Annotated in this window: 22 protein-coding genes and 2 pseudogenes; 19 read left to right on the forward strand and 5 right to left on the reverse strand. The window is 32.0% G+C overall.

What is annotated here, in order from left to right; all coding sequences use genetic code 11:
* The first annotated feature begins 37 nt into the window (after positions 1-37).
* The 10 genes and pseudogenes from F3I00_RS04940 to F3I00_RS04995 all read left to right on the forward strand — a co-directional run bounded on the left by F3I00_RS04940 (position 38) and on the right by F3I00_RS04995 (position 5,324).
* A complete protein-coding gene (locus F3I00_RS04940; RefSeq protein WP_024273056.1) occupies positions 38-427 on the forward strand; it encodes an HIT family protein in 390 nt (129 codons plus the stop codon).
* 4 nt (positions 428-431) lie between these two features.
* The gene (locus tag F3I00_RS04945; protein ID WP_020807400.1) at positions 432-734 is read left to right on the forward strand and encodes a MazG-like family protein; all 303 of its coding nucleotides are present in this window, start codon (positions 432-434) and stop codon (positions 732-734) included.
* Positions 727-1,086: a DUF6176 family protein gene (locus tag F3I00_RS04950; RefSeq protein WP_020807399.1), complete on the forward strand. Its 360-nt coding sequence runs from the start codon at positions 727-729 to the stop codon at positions 1,084-1,086. Before F3I00_RS04945 ends, F3I00_RS04950 begins: the two co-directional genes overlap by 8 nt.
* A 6-nt stretch (positions 1,087-1,092) precedes the next feature.
* Positions 1,093-1,812, forward strand: a complete 720-nt coding sequence (locus F3I00_RS04955; protein WP_020807398.1) for a hypothetical protein — start codon at positions 1,093-1,095, stop codon at positions 1,810-1,812.
* A 115-nt stretch (positions 1,813-1,927) separates the two neighbouring features.
* Positions 1,928-2,200, forward strand: a complete 273-nt coding sequence (locus tag F3I00_RS04965; protein ID WP_020807397.1) for a hypothetical protein — start codon at positions 1,928-1,930, stop codon at positions 2,198-2,200.
* A gap of 74 nt (positions 2,201-2,274) precedes the next feature.
* Positions 2,275-2,439 (forward strand): hypothetical protein, encoded by a 165-nt coding sequence (locus tag F3I00_RS04970; protein ID WP_003648893.1) that lies wholly within the window; start codon positions 2,275-2,277, stop codon positions 2,437-2,439.
* Positions 2,440-2,637: 198 nt separating this feature from the next.
* Positions 2,638-3,171, forward strand: coding sequence for a GNAT family N-acetyltransferase (locus F3I00_RS04975; RefSeq protein ID WP_020807396.1), 534 nt, complete (start codon positions 2,638-2,640; stop codon positions 3,169-3,171).
* A gap of 2 nt (positions 3,172-3,173) precedes the next feature.
* Complete coding sequence (locus F3I00_RS04980) at positions 3,174-3,656, forward strand: GNAT family N-acetyltransferase (protein WP_020807395.1); 483 nt, start codon at positions 3,174-3,176, stop codon at positions 3,654-3,656.
* A gap of 267 nt (positions 3,657-3,923) precedes the next feature.
* Positions 3,924-4,529, forward strand: a pseudogene (locus F3I00_RS04990) (NUDIX hydrolase N-terminal domain-containing protein).
* Between the two features lie 12 nt (positions 4,530-4,541).
* Positions 4,542-5,324, forward strand: coding sequence for an alpha/beta fold hydrolase (locus F3I00_RS04995; RefSeq protein ID WP_020807393.1), 783 nt, complete (start codon positions 4,542-4,544; stop codon positions 5,322-5,324).
* On the opposite strand, the gene F3I00_RS05000 is transcribed toward F3I00_RS04995, so the two are convergent.
* On the reverse strand, positions 5,311-5,496 hold the full coding sequence (locus F3I00_RS05000; protein ID WP_003648888.1) for a hypothetical protein: 186 nt from the start codon (positions 5,494-5,496) through the stop codon (positions 5,311-5,313). The two genes, F3I00_RS04995 and F3I00_RS05000, sit on opposite strands and share 14 nt — an antisense overlap.
* 77 nt (positions 5,497-5,573) lie before the next feature.
* On the opposite strand from F3I00_RS05000, the gene F3I00_RS05005 reads away from it, so the two are divergent.
* The 7 genes and pseudogenes from F3I00_RS05005 (at position 5,574) to F3I00_RS05035 (ending at position 9,710) form a co-directional block, all read left to right on the forward strand.
* Complete coding sequence (locus F3I00_RS05005; RefSeq protein WP_020807392.1) at positions 5,574-6,074, forward strand: kinase; 501 nt, start codon at positions 5,574-5,576, stop codon at positions 6,072-6,074.
* Between the two features lie 2 nt (positions 6,075-6,076).
* Positions 6,077-6,541: an NUDIX hydrolase gene (locus F3I00_RS05010; RefSeq protein WP_020807391.1), complete on the forward strand. Its 465-nt coding sequence runs from the start codon at positions 6,077-6,079 to the stop codon at positions 6,539-6,541.
* 14 nt (positions 6,542-6,555) lie between these two features.
* On the forward strand, positions 6,556-7,320 hold the full coding sequence (locus F3I00_RS05015) for a nucleoside phosphorylase (protein WP_020807390.1): 765 nt from the start codon (positions 6,556-6,558) through the stop codon (positions 7,318-7,320).
* 2 nt (positions 7,321-7,322) lie between these two features.
* Complete coding sequence (locus F3I00_RS05020; RefSeq protein WP_020807389.1) at positions 7,323-7,772, forward strand: ASCH domain-containing protein; 450 nt, start codon at positions 7,323-7,325, stop codon at positions 7,770-7,772.
* 110 nt (positions 7,773-7,882) lie between these two features.
* A pseudogene (gene rbsD / locus F3I00_RS05025) lies at positions 7,883-8,277 on the forward strand (D-ribose pyranase).
* A gap of 26 nt (positions 8,278-8,303) precedes the next feature.
* Complete coding sequence (gene rbsU, locus F3I00_RS05030) at positions 8,304-9,194, forward strand: ribose/proton symporter RbsU (RefSeq protein WP_003648882.1); 891 nt, start codon at positions 8,304-8,306, stop codon at positions 9,192-9,194.
* A 174-nt stretch (positions 9,195-9,368) separates the two neighbouring features.
* Entirely contained in the window at positions 9,369-9,710 is a 342-nt protein-coding gene (locus tag F3I00_RS05035) for a helix-turn-helix domain-containing protein (protein WP_231110815.1), read from the forward strand.
* Between the two features lie 43 nt (positions 9,711-9,753).
* Here F3I00_RS05035 and F3I00_RS05040 read toward each other — a convergent pair whose 3' ends face one another.
* On the reverse strand, positions 9,754-10,563 hold the full coding sequence (locus F3I00_RS05040) for an aminoglycoside N(3)-acetyltransferase (RefSeq protein WP_020807387.1): 810 nt from the start codon (positions 10,561-10,563) through the stop codon (positions 9,754-9,756).
* Positions 10,564-10,682: 119 nt separating this feature from the next.
* A complete protein-coding gene (locus F3I00_RS05045; RefSeq protein WP_020807386.1) occupies positions 10,683-11,906 on the reverse strand; it encodes an MFS transporter in 1,224 nt (407 codons plus the stop codon).
* Positions 11,907-12,252: 346 nt separating this feature from the next.
* Between F3I00_RS05045 and F3I00_RS05050 the strand changes: the two genes are divergently transcribed.
* Together F3I00_RS05050 and F3I00_RS05055 are read left to right on the forward strand one after the other, a co-directional pair.
* Complete coding sequence (locus tag F3I00_RS05050; RefSeq protein WP_020807385.1) at positions 12,253-13,833, forward strand: ABC transporter ATP-binding protein; 1,581 nt, start codon at positions 12,253-12,255, stop codon at positions 13,831-13,833.
* On the forward strand, positions 13,833-15,416 hold the full coding sequence (locus tag F3I00_RS05055; protein WP_020807384.1) for an ABC transporter ATP-binding protein: 1,584 nt from the start codon (positions 13,833-13,835) through the stop codon (positions 15,414-15,416). Before F3I00_RS05050 ends, F3I00_RS05055 begins: the two co-directional genes overlap by 1 nt.
* 86 nt (positions 15,417-15,502) lie before the next feature.
* On the opposite strand, the gene fni is transcribed toward F3I00_RS05055, so the two are convergent.
* Both fni and F3I00_RS05065 read right to left on the reverse strand, forming a co-directional pair.
* Positions 15,503-16,528 carry a type 2 isopentenyl-diphosphate Delta-isomerase gene (gene fni, locus F3I00_RS05060; RefSeq protein ID WP_020807383.1) on the reverse strand — a complete coding sequence of 342 codons (1,026 nt, stop codon included), beginning with the start codon at positions 16,526-16,528 and terminating at the stop codon, positions 15,503-15,505.
* A gap of 24 nt (positions 16,529-16,552) precedes the next feature.
* Complete coding sequence (locus F3I00_RS05065) at positions 16,553-17,626, reverse strand: phosphomevalonate kinase (protein WP_020807382.1); 1,074 nt, start codon at positions 17,624-17,626, stop codon at positions 16,553-16,555.
* Positions 17,627-17,639 lie beyond the last annotated feature (13 nt).

The raw sequence follows: 17,639 nt of genomic DNA on the forward strand, positions 1-17,639 counted from the left end.
AAACAAATATTTCGTAAAAGAGCTTAAAACTGGATATGTGGTTTTAGGAGATAATCAACATTTTAAAGGCTATACTCTGTTTCTTTATAAAAATCATCAACATGAATTATATGAATTGGAATTTGAAGAGCAAATGAAGTTTTTAGCAGAAATGTCAGTGGTGGGTGAAGCTGTTGCAAAGGCTTTTAAATGTGAAAAGATGAACTATGAATTGTTGGGAAATGGAGATGCACATTTACACTGGCATTTATTTCCACGTGTATCTGGTGATTTAGAAAACTATGGTTATCATGGCAAAGGCCCAGTATGGTGGTATCCACGAGAGAAGATGTATAGTAAGGGAAATGAAGTAGATGATGATGAATTGGAGATAATGAAACAAAAATTAAAAGTTGAGTTAGAAAAAATAATATTAAAGATAGAATAAAATTTTGATTATAGATACGAAAAAATTACAAAAAGCAGTTATTGAGAACAAGAAAAAACATAATTTTAATACTACTGATGTTAAGTTTGAACTTCTTTTGCTGTACGGTGAAGTGAATGAACTGTTTCAAGCTTGGTTAAAAGAAGACCAAGAAAATATCAATGAAGAGCTGTCTGATGTAGCAATATTTTTACTAGGAATATCCGAAATGCTTGGTAGTGATCTTGGTGAAGATATTGTTAAGAAAATGAAAATTAATGCAAAACGAAAATATGTGCACGGAAAGAAGATAATTAGTGATGACTAAAGTAGAACTTACTCGTTTTAGAATTAAAAAAGGGAAAGAAGCTAAAGCGCAAGAATGGATGGACTTTCTAAATGAACATCACGCTGATACTGTCGCAACAATGGCTGGTGAAAAGATGTACGTGGAGAGCGTCTTTAAAGAGAAAAATCCAGATGGATATACCTATTTTTACTGGTATTCAGTTCAAGGAGAAGGCGGAAATGCCGTTGAAGAATCAAAAAGTTACATTGATAAGAAACATATTGAGTATTGGGATGAATGTATCGATATGGAGTATAAGCCAGTTGATATGAAATTGGAAGAAAGTTTGATTGCGCCGGCTGTTGAGAAGGTAATTGAAAAAGATGTGTAATATTAAATGAAAAAAATTTTATTATCAACAGTTCACCATCCTGATGTGTCTTTAAAAAATTTAGAGTATGTTTGTGACCAATTACAAACAGTTTTTGATGAGGTTTACTTAACAATAAGTAATGTAACATCATCAAAAATTAAAAGTAGTCTTAGTGAGAAGTCTTTTCACTGTCTTATAATTTCTCCAAATGGTGCAGCAGATGCTAGAAGAAAAGTCTTAAAATTCGCATTAAAAAATGCTAGTGAAAAAACTAATTATTTTTATTGTGATTTTGATAAAGTAGTGGTTGCACTTTTAAATCGAAATCTTGAGTTTAAGAATTATATTTCTAACTTAAATTTAAAGAATGAGTATCGAATTATAGGAAGAAATAGTAAAGATTTTGAATCGTATCCAGATACATGGAGTGAAACGGAAAGAATTACTAATAAAGTTGCTGCAAAAATTTTCAAAATTGATAATGTTGATTTATTAGCTGGTTGTTGTGCGTTTAATAGTAATGTTGGAGAAGTAATTGCTAAAAATTCTACGGAATTATTAACGGATACAGAATGGCCATTAATTTGTCAAGACAGTCATATAATGGTTAATTATGATGAAGTTTCATTTCTGCCATTTAATTTTCAATATAATAAAGGTAGAAATGATTATGATTGGTTAGGTTACATTCCACGACTAAAGTTGGCTTTGCAGGCTTTTGAATCTTTTAAAAGACATATGTAGACTATATGAGTTTTTTAGGAGAAGATTTTTATTAAAGGTAGCTGTATATGTAATTATTAATATATTTCTTTGCGTTAGAAAAGTTGACGAAGCTAGCGTAGTATAGACGCCAGAAATGAGAAATATTACTTTAATTATCTGGAGAGTATTTGGTTTAATCATTTTAATCGGTTATTTAATTTGGCTAACAGTTTTTAAGATTAGTCGAAATGCTTATATGGAAGCTTTAAAACAAGCACAAATTAAGGATAATTATGAGTCATTTATTGAATTAGTGGCTGATTATGAGCAAGATGAATTAGATAAGCGACTAGATTTATTAACTAGGATTGAAAAAGAAAGAAAATTCGCACAAAGTCAAACTAGATTGGATAAGTTTGATGAGTAATTAGTAAGACTAAAGCAGATTCTTGTATGAACCTGCTTTTTTATTTATTGCAAAGTATAAAATGAGTATAAAATATGCATTTAAATCTAAGTGATGCAAAGTATCAAACTTCATTAGTTTACGGAGTTAGAAGAAGTGGAAAGGCAGTTTTTCTGTTAAACGTTCAAAGAAATTATGAAAAAGAGAAAAATCATTATTTTATTCGGTTAAACTTGGGTCGAGAAAATCATTTAATTTAAATAGCACTAAGTAAGCTAAGAAGAAATTCTTTCATGTTGATTTAAACATTAGTTAAATAAGTCATAAGCAGAGATTGTAAAAGATCTCTGCTTATTTTTGTAGTTAAAAATTTTATAAGTAATCTATTGAAATATTAATTATATTTAAGTAATATTTAATTTAATTAGAAAGTAAAAGATAAAAATGGGGTGGGACGATTGCATAATTATCCGTTTGTTTTACATAAATTTGTAACTGGTAAACATGATGTTGAGTTAGTTTTACCTGAAACTTGGCAAGCGAAAGATTTGTTTGATCAACTTCAAAAAAATCTTTTCGAATTCTCTAAATGGTTAGTTTGGGCTAACAAAATTGATTCTGTTCAAAAAGAAGTAGATTCAATTAAGCAATTTCAACAGAAAATGGTCGATAGTACAGCATTTAATTTGGTGATTTTAGTTGATGAAATTCCAGCTGGCATGATTGACTTACATTACTTAAATTCAGAGTCAGGCGAAGTTGGATATTGGCTGTCGAATGATTTTCAACATTTAGGAATTATGACTGAATCCGTCGAATTTCTTAAAAAGTATGCATTTGAACAATTAGGACTCAAATATTTAATTTTAAGAACTCATCCTCAGAATTTTGCAAGTCGGAATGTAGCTAAGCGAAGTGGATTTGAGTATCAAGGAATTGATGATAATGGGCATAAAAAATTTGTCTTAAGAAATAATGTTGGTAGGCGATAACTATGGAATTAAAAAAGGTAACTAATCAAAATCTTTGGGATGTTGTAAATCTTAAAGTTAAATCAGATCAAAAAGAATATGTTGCAGATAATGCGACTAGTTTGCTAGAAGCATATGCAACTCAAAATGAAGGTAAAAAGGTTGAAACCTTTGCTATCTATGAAAAAGATAATTTAGTTGGCTTTGCAATGATTAACTTTAATGTATACCACTGGGAAGGTGCACCAAAAGTTGCTCGTAATAATTATTGCTTGTGGCGTTTTATGATTGATCAAAAATATCAAGATCAGGGATTAGGGGTAGATGCGTTAGCTGTGCTTATTAAATATATAAAAACAATGCCTTTAGGAAATGGAAATAAACTGTATCTTTCTTATGTTCCTTCAAATGTTGGCGCTGAACAGCTATACAAGGCTGCTGGTTTTGTACCTAATGGTGAAAAAATTGAAGAAGAAATTGTTTTAGTTTTAGATTTGGAGAAATAAATTTATGAAAAGCTTATTTAAATTAATGATTAAAGGAGTGGGAATATGGTTTATCCTATTAATGCTCTATTTTGTGACTAATTTATTCATCAATTTTAATGTTCTTCAAATCTCTAATCTTTTTGGCGTACGATTAATAATTGACGTATCAAAAGGAAGAGCAGTAACGATGAGCGGTATTGCACCTAATTTTTATATTAGTTTATTACTTTTTACTCTTTTTTATGGAGGAATAGCGTTTTGGATAAACAAGAGAAGAAGCAAAATATGAAGCAAGATCGACTTATTGATTGGGCAAAGCGACTTCAAAGTTTGGCGCAAGCTGGCTTAACGTATGGAAAAGATAATTTTGACTTAGAGTGATATCAAGAAATTCGTGATATTTCGGCTGAAATGATGGCGGAAAAATCTGCTTTGCCAATTGAAAAGGTGAAAGAGCTTTTCTGCAACGAAGTTGGTTATCAAACACCTAAGCTTGGAACTCGGGCAGCTATTTTCAAAGATGAGAAAATTCTGCTCGTTCAGGAAAATGATGGTACTTGGTCAATTCCAGGCGGTTGGTGTAAAGTAGATCTTTCTGTTAAGGAAAATGTGATCAAAGAAATAAAGGAAGAAGCCGGTATTGACATTACTGTTGAGAGATTAATTGCGATTTATGATAGTAATAAACATTATAAGGGAATGTATCCTTATGGAATTACAACGGTATTTTTCTTATGTAAACCAACCGGTGGCAGTTTTACAGAAAATGATGAAACAATTGCTAGTGGATATTTTGCATTGGATAATTTGCCTGAATTAAGTGAAGACAAGGGATCAAAAGAGCAAGTAGAGACATATCATAATCCTAACTGGCAAGCGGAATTTGAATAGGAAAGGAACATTATGCAGAGAAGAGAGATTGAAACTGAATTAGGAAAAATTAATTATGCATATCGAAAAGGAGACCCATTAGTTGTTTTCTTGAATGGCTTTGGTAGCTTTGATACAGGGCAATCTTTTTCAAAAGTAATTGAATCTTTGCCAAATGAGTATGGCTATTTTGCACCAGATTATTTAAATAGCGGTTTTAGTGGTAAATCCTTAAAGGATTACACGGTAGCAGATGAAGCTACTGAATTAGCAAAAATTATTAATGATTTTAAAGCAGAAAAAATTATTATTTTGGTTCATAGCATTGGCGGTGTGTATGCTATGCAAATGAAAGATAAGATCAATAATTTAAAGGCTTTTGTAGGAATTGAGCCAACTACGAGAGAAATTATGTTAAATCCTCCAAAGGAACCGGCTTATATTGAGAAAAATAAAAACATGGCAAAACTTCAAGAAAAAATTGAAGCTGATCTTAGAGAAATTTTTGCTCCAGAAGAAAATAAAAAGTTTTGGACAACTACAGAGCAAAATGCGAAGAAATTTGATGAAAAAGATAATTTGAATGCACAAGCTGCTTATGAAAATGATTCGTTTTGGAAAGATACTACTAGGATAAGTGATAAAACACCAAGTGTTCTTATTACAGAGAAGTATCGAGAAAATGAATATAAGCGGTCGGAGTATGTTTCAAATAATTCAAAATCTGAAGTAGTAACATTGGGTGATTCGCATTATATTCATTTTGAATATCCAAAGAAAATTGCAGAAATAGTTAAAGAGGTTATAGATTTTTAATCCATTCATCTAAATCGTCTAAAGAACCAATTTTTTTAATATTACCGTTTTCTACTTCTTTCTTTCCCTGTAATGCTTCGGGTGTATTTAAAAAGCTAGTCGACTTTCCAACAATTGTTTTAACTTTAGTTGAATCATAAAGATTTATATAGCATTTAATATCTTTTTTCATAATTAATTACCATTTTCTATAAAACTTTTTTGCTATTGTATCTTATTTTCAGTATTAAGAGAAAGTGAATAAAAATAATGACATCAAAATTAATTATAATTCGTGGAAACTCTGGCAGTGGCAAAACTACATTGTCTAAAGAAGTTCACCGTCGATTGCCACGCAATACATTATTGATCCCGCAAGATACAGTTAGAAGAGAAATGCTGAATGTTAAAGACGGAGAAAAGACTTTAGCTTTGCCGTTATTAGAAAACTTGCTTGAATATGGTTATCATCACTGTTCTTATACTATTTTAGAAGGTATCTTGAATGCAAAATGGTATGCTGACTTATTTAAAAAATCTCAGCAGCTTTTCGGCAATCAAATTTATGCCTATTATTTTGATATTCCATTTGAAGAGACAATAAAACGACATAAAGCTCGTCATGAATATTCTTTTGGTGAAGAAAAAATGCGCTCTTGGTGGAATGAAAAAGATTATATTGGTTTTATTCCCGAATATGCCTTTACTAGTCAGATGCATCTAGATGATGAAATCTCAATTATAATGAATGATATTCAAGTAGAGGAATAGCAATGACTCAAGACTACATTAAAACTTTACGTCAAAAAGTTGGTCATGAACCAATTATTCTAAATTTTGCAGGCGGAATTTTGGCTAATGATCAGAATGAAATCTTACTTCAAAAAAGATCTGATTTTAATGCATGGGGTTTGCCTGGTGGTGCTTTAGAATTTGGAGAATCAGCACAAGAAGCATGTGTTCGAGAGTTCTTAGAAGAAACTGGCTTAAAAGTAAGAACTAAGTTATTGTTAGGTGTCTCAACTAATTTTATTCAGCACTATCCTAATCAAGATGTGGCACAGGCGGTAACTATTGAATTTATTGTTGAATTACTAGAAAAAACTTCAAAAGAAATCAGTGCTGAGACTCTTGACTTGAAATATTTTCCTAAAGACAAATTACCGGAGATTTTTAACAAGCAACATCAACTTTTTATTGATCATTACTTTAATGGTGACTATCCATTTATTGATTAAGGGAGAGGGTATACATGAATGAAGGACCATTTATTTTAGACTTTGATAAAAATCCTCACGCGGTTTTTGAACCTAATCATGATCAAGAACCGTTTTATTTTCATCCAAGATTGCTTTATGCGTTTGTGCCAGAAAAAGAAATCAATGCATTTTTAGATCAACACCTGCACCGCATTTTAGGCGAATTTGAATCATGCTCTTTTAACCCCAAAATCTATGAAGTTCAAATTGACAATGAATTTTTCACTTTGTGTCAAGCACCCTTGGGAGCACCTGCTGCTGTTCAATTACTTGAGTGGTTAATTGCTTATGGTGTAGAAAAAGTGTTAACTATTGGCACCGCTGGGGCTTTAGTAGATTTACCTGAAAATACAATGCTTCTTCCGACACGTGCTATTCGGGATGAAGGTACGTCTTTTCACTACATGCAACCTGGACAATTTGTTGAATTAGATTCTTCATTTTTAAAGGAAGTAGAAAAAGCTTTAACTGAATTAAATGTGGACTATGATGAGATAACAACTTGGACAACTGATGGATTCTTTAGAGAAACGCCTAAAAAGGTGGCCCAATTTCGCCAATTAGGCGCATCAACCGTAGAAATGGAGTGTGCAGCTTTAGCTGCTTGTGCCCAGTTTAGAAAGATTGATTTTGCTCAGCTTTTATTTACGGCAGATACATTAGCTGATATGGATAATTATGATGAACGTGAGTGGGGCAGTGAATCACATCGTACTGGCTTAAGCATTGGTGCCCAAATTTTAACAAGGATCAAATAGATATGGATGAGAATATACAAACATTTTGGCATCAGTTTTGTAAAAAGCATAATTTAAATGAAAATACACCTGTTGAAGCATGGGCCTTTGGTGCAAATCAAAAAGATTCTAATGAGTTAGCTTCTTTGGTTGATAAAGAAATTAAGACAGCTACTACTTCAGCTTATGAATTGTATGGTAAAGATGAGAAATTACCTAAAGTAGGTGAGTGGAGCATTATTTTAGATGGTAATGCTAAACCAGTCTGCGTAATAAAAGATGTATGCGTTGAGATTATTCCATATAATTTAATTTCTCAAGAACATGCTTATCATGAAGGAGAAGGTGATTGTAGCTATGCTTATTGGCGCACGGTTCATGATGAATTTTTTACACGGAAATATAAAGAGCGTGGAAAAATTTTTTATTCTCAAGCACCGATGGTCTGTGAAGTTTTTGAAAAAGTAAAATAAGCGACAAAAATTAGCGCTTGTATAAAAATAGCTAGAAATAGTAGGTACATGGTAAAATTAATTCCATATGCTAAATTTAAGAACGTATTTTAGTAAGGAGTTAACTAAACATGAAAAAGACGGGCGTAATGAACTCAAATATTTCTAGAGTGATTGCAGATATGGGACATATGGATTGGTTAGGTGTGGGGGATGCAGGAACTCCTGTGCCAGCTGGGACTGAAAAGATTGATTTATCTGTTAGACCAGGATTGCCATCATTTATTGATGTTTTAAAGGAAGTTCTACAGAATTAGAAGTTCAAAAAATGTATATTGCTGAAGAAATTAAAACTGAAAATCCTAAGCAATTAGAAGCAATTAAAAAGACTCTTCCTAACGTTGAGATTAAATTTATTCCTCATTCAGAATTAAAGAAAGACTTAAAGTCCTCAAAGGCATTTATTAGAACTGGAGAGGAAACTCCATATTCTAATGTGATTTTAGAAAGTGGCGTAACTTTTTAATTAATTAGAAATGGAGGAATTATTCTATGCAAGGAATTGCACTTTTAGTTGGATTAGGACCATTGATAGGATGGGGCTTATTTCCAACAATAGCTTCAAAGATTGGTGGTAAACCGGTAAATCAAATTATTGGAGCAACTTTTGGAACTTTTATTTTTGCAGTAATTTATAATTTGATGCAAGGAATTGCACTCCCTACAGGTTCAGCCTTGATTTGGTCAATTATTTCAGGAATTGGTTGGGCTAGTGCGCAAATACTTACTTTCCATTCTTTTACTTTAATTGGTTCCTCAGGTACGATGCCGATCACGACGGCTTTTCAGTTGCTAGGAACTTCTTTATGGGGTGTGTTTGCACTAGGAGATTGGCCAAGCACAAGTGATAAGTTAGTTGGTTTCCTTGCCTTAGCCTTAATTGTTTTGGGAGCTTGGATGACAACTTGGACTGAAAAGAAGACTGATGAAAACAGTGCCAAGCTGAGAAAAGCAGTCATCGTTTTATTAATTGGTGAAATTGGTTACTGGGCTTATTCAGCTGCCCCACAAGCTGCAAAAATTGACGGCTCAAAGGCATTCTTACCACAAGCTATTGGAATGTGCTTAGTGGCAATTTTCTATGCAATTTATCTAAAGGTTAAGGATCCAAAGCAAACGATTGCATTAGCTCAGGGAATTTCTTATAAGCAAATTATTTCTGGCTTCTTTTTTGCTTTTGCTGCTTTGACATACTTGATTTCAGCACAGCCAGATATGAACGGCTTGGCAACAGGATTTATTTTGTCGCAAACTTCAGTAGTTTTGGCAACATTAACTGGTATTTGGTTCTTACATGAAAGTAAGACAAAGAAAGAAATGATAGTTACTCTAGTTGGATTAGCTATTATTATTGGCGCTGCAACAATGACAGTAATTGTTTAATTGAATATAGATATTGAACTACAACTTTTTATTTTAAAGGTATTTATTGAAGATTTTAAAAAGGTTAGTGTCAGAAGATAAATTCTTTTCATAAGGCTTTATATTAAGGGGTATTTTACAATAGATACATATATTAAAAACTATACTAATACGTTCGATATCAAAGGCAAAGAAATTACTGTTACTGCACCTGCACGATTTGAAAAGAATACTGATCGATTAATTAATGATAATGAACTTGATGATCAAGCTATAGAAATAGTACAAGAAAGGTATCGTCAGAAATATGGTTTTGTGGGTCCAGCAGACATTAAAAAATTAAGAAAGAAATGGAAACTCTCTCAACGACAATTGGCTTCAGTTTTAGGTTGGAGTTCTTCAACAATCGCATTATATGAAATAGGTGAGATTCCGACAGTTGGTAATAATAGACTGCTTAATGTATTAATTAAGAATCCTCAAGTAATGAAAGATTTTATTGAAGAAAAGAAAAATTCAGATAATTTAGAACTTTAAATTGAAAAAAGACAGGAGAAATAACTCCTGTCTTTTTGCTATGCTATAAGTTTTTATCTTTTTTCTTAAACCATATTCTAGCAAAGTCGATTAGTGGTTTTACTTTGATAACCTTAATAAAACTATTATTTAATTTAACTTGTTTAAACTCTTTAGGAAAGTTTCTTTCAAAGGCTAGTCCTAAGTCATTAAAATCATCATATGAATCCATATCTATATTTTGGTAATCAGTCCAGATAGTCTTTCCAGTTTTATCTATCCCGGTTGCTGCTGAACAGGTTTCCGTTTTTCTATCAATTGTTGATTCAGCGTAGTGCAACATTGTGCAAGTTTCATAATCAGTTCCTAGAAAAATAATTTTACCATCATTTTGATACAAATAGTCTAAGGGACTATGCAAGCCGTAAGGCATATCAAGTGGTTGTTTTCTAGCAATTTTAGCTTTATCTTTACCCCAAATTGCAATGGGTAGATAAGGATGGCAACTACGTACTACATCGGGTAAATTTCTAAAATATTCAGGTGTAATACCTAAACCTTCACTCAGAGAAGTATCAGGATTATATGGTGGCATATTGTCACGGACTATTTGAATCAAATCTTGTCTAACAGGAGGATATTCCCAGCTTGCGGGGTCACAATTCGTAGTGACTTCTGACGGCATCATGATTGTGCCTTGATTTATTGTTTCTTCTAAAGCATGAACCACACTTTCAGGTCCACCAGGAACATAATAAAACTTACTTAAAGCTGTATGAACCATAACCTTATCAGTAGCCTTGATCTGAGCATTATTGAAGGCATTTTTAAAATTATCTTTTGTAGTAATCGTAGTAATTATATCTTGAGTCATAATATTCTCTTTTCTTAAATTTAATTAATTATTGACTAGGACGATAGAATACTACTCTTGTTTTAATTTCTGCATTATTGATTTTGTTTTTTTTGTTACTCATTTATACTTCCTCGGTTTTAGTGTTTAATTTTTATAAAGATAATTAAATAAAAGAATGCTGTTATTACTTGAGCTATTCCTTCAAGCATAATTGCGGGAAGAACGCCAAGATTTTTAACGATAATTCCTCCTAAAAATGATCCAATTGGAATCATGCAATTAACAATACTGCTATTAATTGTGTTAATTCGTCCAAGCAGATTAGGGCGAAAACTTTCCTGGACGAGTACACGAAAGTTAATATTCATCATACTGATCCAAAAGGTACTAAATAGAGCGAATAATAAAATTAAGATAGGAAAAATTGGGGCAATAATTGTCTCTAAAATAATTGAAATACCTGAAAGAATTAAACAAATAACAATTAATAATCTTAACTTATTGTCTTTAACATAGAAATGTTGCACTGCGATACTACCAAGTAGTCCACCGACTGAAGAAGCAAGCTCCAAACCACCATAACTCATTGCACTCCTGTTTAAATATTGTGTAGCAAAGTAAGGTAACCCGATTGAAGAAATTCCATAGAACAAGTTGGTTATAGCAAAGGGAAGGATTAGGATCAAAATATCCTTTTCTTTTTGTAAAGCTTGCCATCCGTTAATTAGAGCTTTTAAGTAAGTACTATTTTCTTTATCTGAAGAAATTGATTGAACATTAAAGTTAAGTCGAGCATAGAATAAGAGCGCAAAAGCAAAAATTAAACCTGAAATTATAATTGTATTTTTGATGGACAAATAAGTAATTAAAATTGTTGCCCCGGCATCTAAAAATAAATCCAAAGTTTGATATGACATTTGAAAGATACCGTTTACCTTAGCTAAATTTTCTTTTTTTACAATGATTGGCAATATTTTGTCTTCAGCTGGATAAATTAATGTTGAACCAATTGTAGATAGAATATAAACAATAATTAAAAATATGATTGCGAAAAGATGTAAATTTGGATCGTTAAATAATGGAATAATTAACAAGCTAAGGATGGCTTGAATAATAGTTACTACTTGAAGTAATTTTTTAATATTTAACCGATCAATTATTGGACCTAAAGTAAATGAAAACATATCAATCGTTGAATCTGCTATAAAGATTAGCGATAGTAATATTGGTGAGTGAAAGTGGCTTTTAAAGTACCAGAGTATCGCCATATAAAACAGTGAATCAGCAATATTAGTTCCGATTCTTCCAATTAATAAGTTAACAACATTAGAATTATCTTTATTAGTTAAATTTTTTAGCATTTTCCCGTTCCTTATTAATACATATTTTTACAGTATTTTGAAAGTTCAGGGAAAAGTTATCTATATTTAGTTAACAAACCCCAAACTTTCATCAAATTTGGGGACATTTATTAAATATAGCTTAATAACTGAAAGAAAATAATTCAGTTTTAAGCTTAATCCTAAGTTATTTAGAATAAACACCTAGTTTTCACCTCGTTCTAACAAGATAAAAATAGTATAGCATAGCAGAAAGTATTGAATAAATACCGCTTAGTATAAAAATATAACCACTTAGAAAAATATGATTGAAAATTAAAAAAAGATTAGTAAAATTAATAATAAATAAAGTGAAGGAGGAGAAAGAATGACATTTAAAGAATTAATTAAAAGCAATATACCTCGTTCAATTTTAATTATTGGTTTATATATTCTTTATGCCATTGCTGGTGCTCTGGGAGAATATCTATTTAAAAATTCATTGAATAATATACTTAAGGGAAATTTGAATGGGTATATTTATTGGACTTTTATTCAAGCAGGGATGGAGATTGGAGCGGCGGTTTTATTGCCAATTGCTACAATTACTTTAACCAGACAGTCGCAGAATTACTTGCATCAGATTAGGTCAGATATCATGAAACATTACTATAATTCTAGTAATGATGAAAAGGTATCTAAAATGCAAAATGAACTAACCGGCAATCTAAAATTATTGACCACTAACTTTCTAACTCCTTGGGTTTCAATTTTAAGTGGAATTCTTGAAATATTTATTTCAGTCGGAATTCTATTAAAGATGAACTGGACTTTGGTTCTAGTTAGTGCAATATTATTGGGAATTAATTTTCTGCTTCCAAAGATTATGGAAAAGAAAACCGCACAAGCTACTAAGGAAGTTAATGCTAAGAATGAAAAGTTACTTAATGTAATTGAACATTGGCTTGGCGGTTTACAAGAATTAAGACGTTTCAGCGCTTATGGCAGATTAAGAAAACAACTTCATCAAGCAAGTGATGACTATACTAAGGCAAGTAAAAAGAGCTGCAAGTATAATACAATTTCTTATCTCTTCAATGGCTGGGGAAATGCCTTAGCACAAGTTGGATTGGATTTCTTTGCTGGTATTTTATTCTTAAATCGCTCAATTTCTTTTGGTGAATTTGCAGTTGCTGGCTCATTTGGATTTGCAGTTTTCTCAGCTATTTGGGAAATTACTAGTGCAATCACACAAATCAAGTCAACAAAAGAATTACGTCAAGAAATTTCTGAACTACGTCGCAATGAAAAACGGACGGTTAAAGCAAACGCATATGGTGTTTCAGTAAAAAATCTAAAAATTTCATATGATCAAGGTGAAACTATTTCTTATCCTGATTTTACAATTAAAGCTGGAGATAAAGTGTTACTGACTGGTGATTCAGGAACAGGTAAATCTACATTATTTGCAGTTTTACTTGGAAATTTGAAGGCGCAAAGTGGAACTGTTACTTACTTAGATAAAAATAATCAACCACTTGAAAATGCTACAGTAGGTTATTTGCCTCAAGATCCTGTAGTTTTTCCAGTTTCAATTAAAGAAAATATTACGATGTTTACTAAAAAGCTTGAACAACAAGTACTTAATGTAGTTAACAAAGTTCAGCTAAGCACTGATTTAGCTAAAATGCCTGCTGGTATCAATACAGTTGTTGATTTAAAAAATGAAAACTTATCAGGTGGGCAAAGACAAAAAGTGGTTTTGGCAAGGAGTGAAATTCATCATCAGCCATTTGTTTTGATGGATGAAGTAACTAGTGCGATTGATCAAAAAGCCACTGAAAAAATTATTGATGAATTGCTAAAGACAGATCAAACAGTTTTAATGATTGCTCACAACTTTACACCAGAATTGAAGGCCAAGTTTGATCATGAAATAAAGTTAGAAAAGAAGGGAGGACACGAGTAATGAATTTTAGGGAATTAATAAAAATTAATCCAGTTAGATTTTGTCTATTTGTTATAATTACTGTTTTAACACCAATCACATTAATTGGTAATACAGCACTAGTTCAACTAGAAACGACAATTGTTCTGTCACGGAATTTACGTAATTTTATAATTATTTCAGCAATAAGTTTAGTGGTTGCTGCTCTAGGCTATGTATTTATATATATCAGTCAATATTTGATTACATATCAAGCACAAGACTTAAATAATTCAGTTAGAGATAAGATTGTTAAACATTACTTTTATGATGGCAAAAAACATCAAGTTTCTGAGATGCAGAATAGACTGACTAATGATTTACAAATGGTTAATGAAAATTACGTTGGTGCTATTTTTAATTTGCTATATGGTAGTGTCATGATTGTTTCAATTATCATATATTTAATTATGTTAAATTGGATCTTGTTACTAACAATTTGCTTAATTGTAGCAATTACTTTAGTCCTTCCGAAACTAATTGAGAAACCATTACAAAAAGCAAATCAACTTATTTCTGATAGCAATCAGGTTTATTTAGATACTCTGAATGATTGGCTTGCAGGTTTAGAGCAATTAAGACAATTTGCCGCTGGGGCAAAGCTGTTTTCAGTTTCTAAATTAGCAAGTAAGAAGCTTGAAGATGCAAACGTTAAGCAAACTACTTATACCAAATTGCTTAATGCTATTACTGGTATTGCCTCTGCAATTTTTGGTTTGATTATCTTTTTATTGTCAGGTTTTTTAGTTAAGAATGGTTTATTAGAGATTAGTGCACTTCTAATTGTAGGTAATTTTAGATTTTATTTAAATCAAGCTATTAATCAAATTTCAAATGCCCGTGGTCAGATGAAAGGTATTAAAAAACTAGTTACGGAAATAGATAAATCTGCAGAACCTGTCCATTCTTCAAGTAAAGATAGTTCTATTGCTCCTGCGATAATCAAGACAAAATCACTAGGTTTAAAGTTTTCAAATGGAGAAAGTTTAACTTATCCTGATCTTCAAATTAAAGAGGGCGAAAAGATCTTATTAACAGGCGATTCAGGTGCTGGAAAGTCAACTTTATTTAAATTAATTCTTGGAGAATTAAAGCCAAGTTCAGGAAAAATAATATTTGAAGACAAAAATGGCAATCAGATCGTGCCAGACTTACGTAAAATTGGATATCTTCCACAAGACCCAGTAGTTTTTCCCGCTTCGATTTTAGATAATATTACGATGTTTAATGACAAATTAGATAATAAAGTAGCTGAGGCAGTGAAAGAAGTAAATCTTTCTGCAGATCTAAAGAAGTTTGATGAAGGAATAGATAAGAAACTTAACTTGGATAAATTGAATATCTCAGGGGGACAAAGACAGAAGATTGTTTTAGCTCGTGCAAAGGTTCATGATAGTGATATTATTTTGATCGATGAAGGAACAAGTGCAATTGATCAAAAAGCGACAATGGATATTTTGAATAATCTATTAAAAAGTAAGGCAACTATCGTCTTTATTGCTCATAATTTTAATAAAAAAATGCATGATCTATTTGATCGAGAGATTCACTTAGTAAAAGACTAGAAGAAAAAGGCTTTTGTAAAAAATGCAAAAGCCTTTTTCGATGCCTTCAAAAAATGGCTGCAAAATGCAGTCATTAAAGAAAGTAACTAGTTATAAATTTGTCTAGTAAAATTATATAAATCGGTATCAAGATAATATTTAACTTCATCTACCTCAGCAATATTCTTTAATCCAAATAGGGCAGTTAGAAGACGTAACTCATATTTTAGATTTTGAATTGCGACAATCAAGGATTCGGTATCTTGATTAGCAAACTGTAAGAAATAATTTGCAATACCAACATATTGTGCCCCTAAAACTAAGGACTTGAAAATATCTAAAGCATTGGTAATCCCACCGGCTGCGATAATCGTTTTATTAACCGGAATAGTTCGTGCAGCAAGCAAAGTTTTAACTGTTGAAAGACCAATGTCTTCTAAAAACATTAATTTTTGATTTTTTCGTCTTTCATTTTCAATCTGAGCAAAATTAGTTCCGCCACTACCACCTAAGTCAATGATTGAAAAGTCATTGATCAAGAGGGTTCGTAAAGATTCGGGGTCAATTCCCATTCCCACTTCCTTGATGATGATTGGAACATCGACTGCTTGACGAATTGCTTTTAGATTATCAAGCCAATGAAAATCCCGATCTCCTTCAGGCATCACAGCTTCTTGAACACTATTAAGGTGAATTTGAAGGGCGTTAGCATTTAATACCTGCACAATCTTTTGGGCCACTTTAGGTTTAGTAGTTGGATTAACGTTAGCGAAAAGTAGGCCATCAGGATTTTCTTGTCGCGCAATTTCGAAACTTTTGATTTGATCAATTTCTTTTTCAAGAATGCTAGCAGAACCTAACGCCATCGGAATATTTTCTTTAGCAGCTGCTTGAGCTAAGCGTCGATTAATAGTATATGAAGCATCTGATCCACCTGTCATTGCATTGATAAAAAATGGGGCACTAATTTTTTGACCAAACATTTCTGTTGCAATACTTTCTTTGCTAACAGCACTTTCAGGAAGAGCGGGGCGAATTAGATGTATATGCTTGAAATCATTATTTTTATTACTATTAAAAAACATCTTAGCCAATGCTAGATGTTCTTCTTTTCTTTGGGATCTTTGTGACATAATCGTTTCCTAGTATTAAATTAATTAAGCTATTGAATGAACTAAAAAGTTCAGTGGCATAATTCCATTTTCACGCCAAATATTTTTCATTTCTTCAATATCAGTTTGCTCATCAGCAATCACAATGCCGCAATCGCCGTTTCCTGCGCCAGAAGTCTTAGCAGCACCATTAAATTGTTCTGCGATATTAATTAATTTAGTCAGACGTGGAATTTCGATAGCAATATGATTAAGTGCAGCAAAATCTTTTAGCAATTGACGATTTAGACGAATTTGCTTTTGAATTAAAGCAATATTCTTTTCATTAAAGCCCTTAATCATATCAAGAACGCATTGTCTAGATTGTTCTAAGAAAGTATCATATTGGGTCTTAATAAACTTCTTCTTAGCATTAGTCTTATCAACTAATTGTGAAGTTGAGGCGGGCTTTTGACTCCAACCAATTACTAAATTTAATCCTTCAGGGGGAGTTAATAATTGAATTTTTAGACCAGGCCAAGCTTCGTTTAAAACATCGCTAAGAGATTTGGTAGCTAATTCTTGCTTAAGCCATGCCTTGTCAAAAGTTTGATAAGCAAGCCATCCACCATAGACACTGGCAGCAATATCACCAGCTGATCCGTTTCCTTGAACACTATAGTGAGAGATAGCTGAAAGTTTAAAGATAAGATCTTTTGTACAATGTAAGCCATAAAAATTAAGAATTGCCTTTACAGTTGCAACTGTTACAGCTGCAGATGAACCAAGACCATACTTCTTACCATCAGCTGAATCAAGATCAGAATTAACATGTAAGTCATATAAAGACATTGGAACTTTTTGTTCTAAACAAAAACGTTCTGTAAATTTAATCGCAGATAAAATGTATTCAAACGGGTTATCACGATTATCGATTACCATTTGATTGCCTTTACGAATCCAGTGAATAGAATCTTGAGAATACTGCTTAGAGTGAATTAAACCACTAGTGCCAGTGCTCTTAGCAATAGATACACGTACAAATTCATTTACTGCAACTAAAATGGCAGGGCAGTTTTGCTCAAGAACTGCATACTCTCCCGCAATATACAATTTTCCTGGTGCTTGTTCTGTAATCAACGAATATTCCTCT

The sequence above is a fragment of the Lactobacillus sp. JM1 genome, assembly GCF_009834385.1.
Taxonomy (GTDB): Bacteria; Bacillota; Bacilli; order Lactobacillales; family Lactobacillaceae; genus Lactobacillus; species Lactobacillus paragasseri.

Bases quoted from the DNA above. Each gene is read 5' to 3' on its own strand.
- F3I00_RS05005 (WP_020807392.1), top strand. From the start codon at position 5,574: ATGACATCAAAATTAATTATAATTCGTGGAAACTCTGGCAGTGGCAAA.
- F3I00_RS04955 (WP_020807398.1), top strand. From the start codon at position 1,093: ATGAAAAAAATTTTATTATCAACAGTTCACCATCCTGATGTGTCTTTA.
- F3I00_RS05050 (WP_020807385.1), top strand. From the start codon at position 12,253: ATGACATTTAAAGAATTAATTAAAAGCAATATACCTCGTTCAATTTTA.
- F3I00_RS04970 (WP_003648893.1), top strand. From the start codon at position 2,275: ATGCATTTAAATCTAAGTGATGCAAAGTATCAAACTTCATTAGTTTAC.
- F3I00_RS05020 (WP_020807389.1), top strand. From the start codon at position 7,323: ATGGATGAGAATATACAAACATTTTGGCATCAGTTTTGTAAAAAGCAT.
- F3I00_RS04980 (WP_020807395.1), top strand. From the start codon at position 3,174: ATGGAATTAAAAAAGGTAACTAATCAAAATCTTTGGGATGTTGTAAAT.
- F3I00_RS05055 (WP_020807384.1), top strand. From the start codon at position 13,833: ATGAATTTTAGGGAATTAATAAAAATTAATCCAGTTAGATTTTGTCTA.
- F3I00_RS04965 (WP_020807397.1), top strand. From the start codon at position 1,928: ATGAGAAATATTACTTTAATTATCTGGAGAGTATTTGGTTTAATCATT.
- F3I00_RS05040 (WP_020807387.1), bottom strand. From the start codon at position 10,563: ATGACTCAAGATATAATTACTACGATTACTACAAAAGATAATTTTAAA.
- F3I00_RS04950 (WP_020807399.1), top strand. From the start codon at position 727: ATGACTAAAGTAGAACTTACTCGTTTTAGAATTAAAAAAGGGAAAGAA.
- F3I00_RS05010 (WP_020807391.1), top strand. From the start codon at position 6,077: ATGACTCAAGACTACATTAAAACTTTACGTCAAAAAGTTGGTCATGAA.
- F3I00_RS05045 (WP_020807386.1), bottom strand. From the start codon at position 11,906: ATGCTAAAAAATTTAACTAATAAAGATAATTCTAATGTTGTTAACTTA.
- rbsU (WP_003648882.1), top strand. From the start codon at position 8,304: ATGCAAGGAATTGCACTTTTAGTTGGATTAGGACCATTGATAGGATGG.
- F3I00_RS04995 (WP_020807393.1), top strand. From the start codon at position 4,542: ATGCAGAGAAGAGAGATTGAAACTGAATTAGGAAAAATTAATTATGCA.
- fni (WP_020807383.1), bottom strand. From the start codon at position 16,528: ATGTCACAAAGATCCCAAAGAAAAGAAGAACATCTAGCATTGGCTAAG.
- F3I00_RS05015 (WP_020807390.1), top strand. From the start codon at position 6,556: ATGAATGAAGGACCATTTATTTTAGACTTTGATAAAAATCCTCACGCG.
- F3I00_RS05000 (WP_003648888.1), bottom strand. From the start codon at position 5,496: ATGAAAAAAGATATTAAATGCTATATAAATCTTTATGATTCAACTAAA.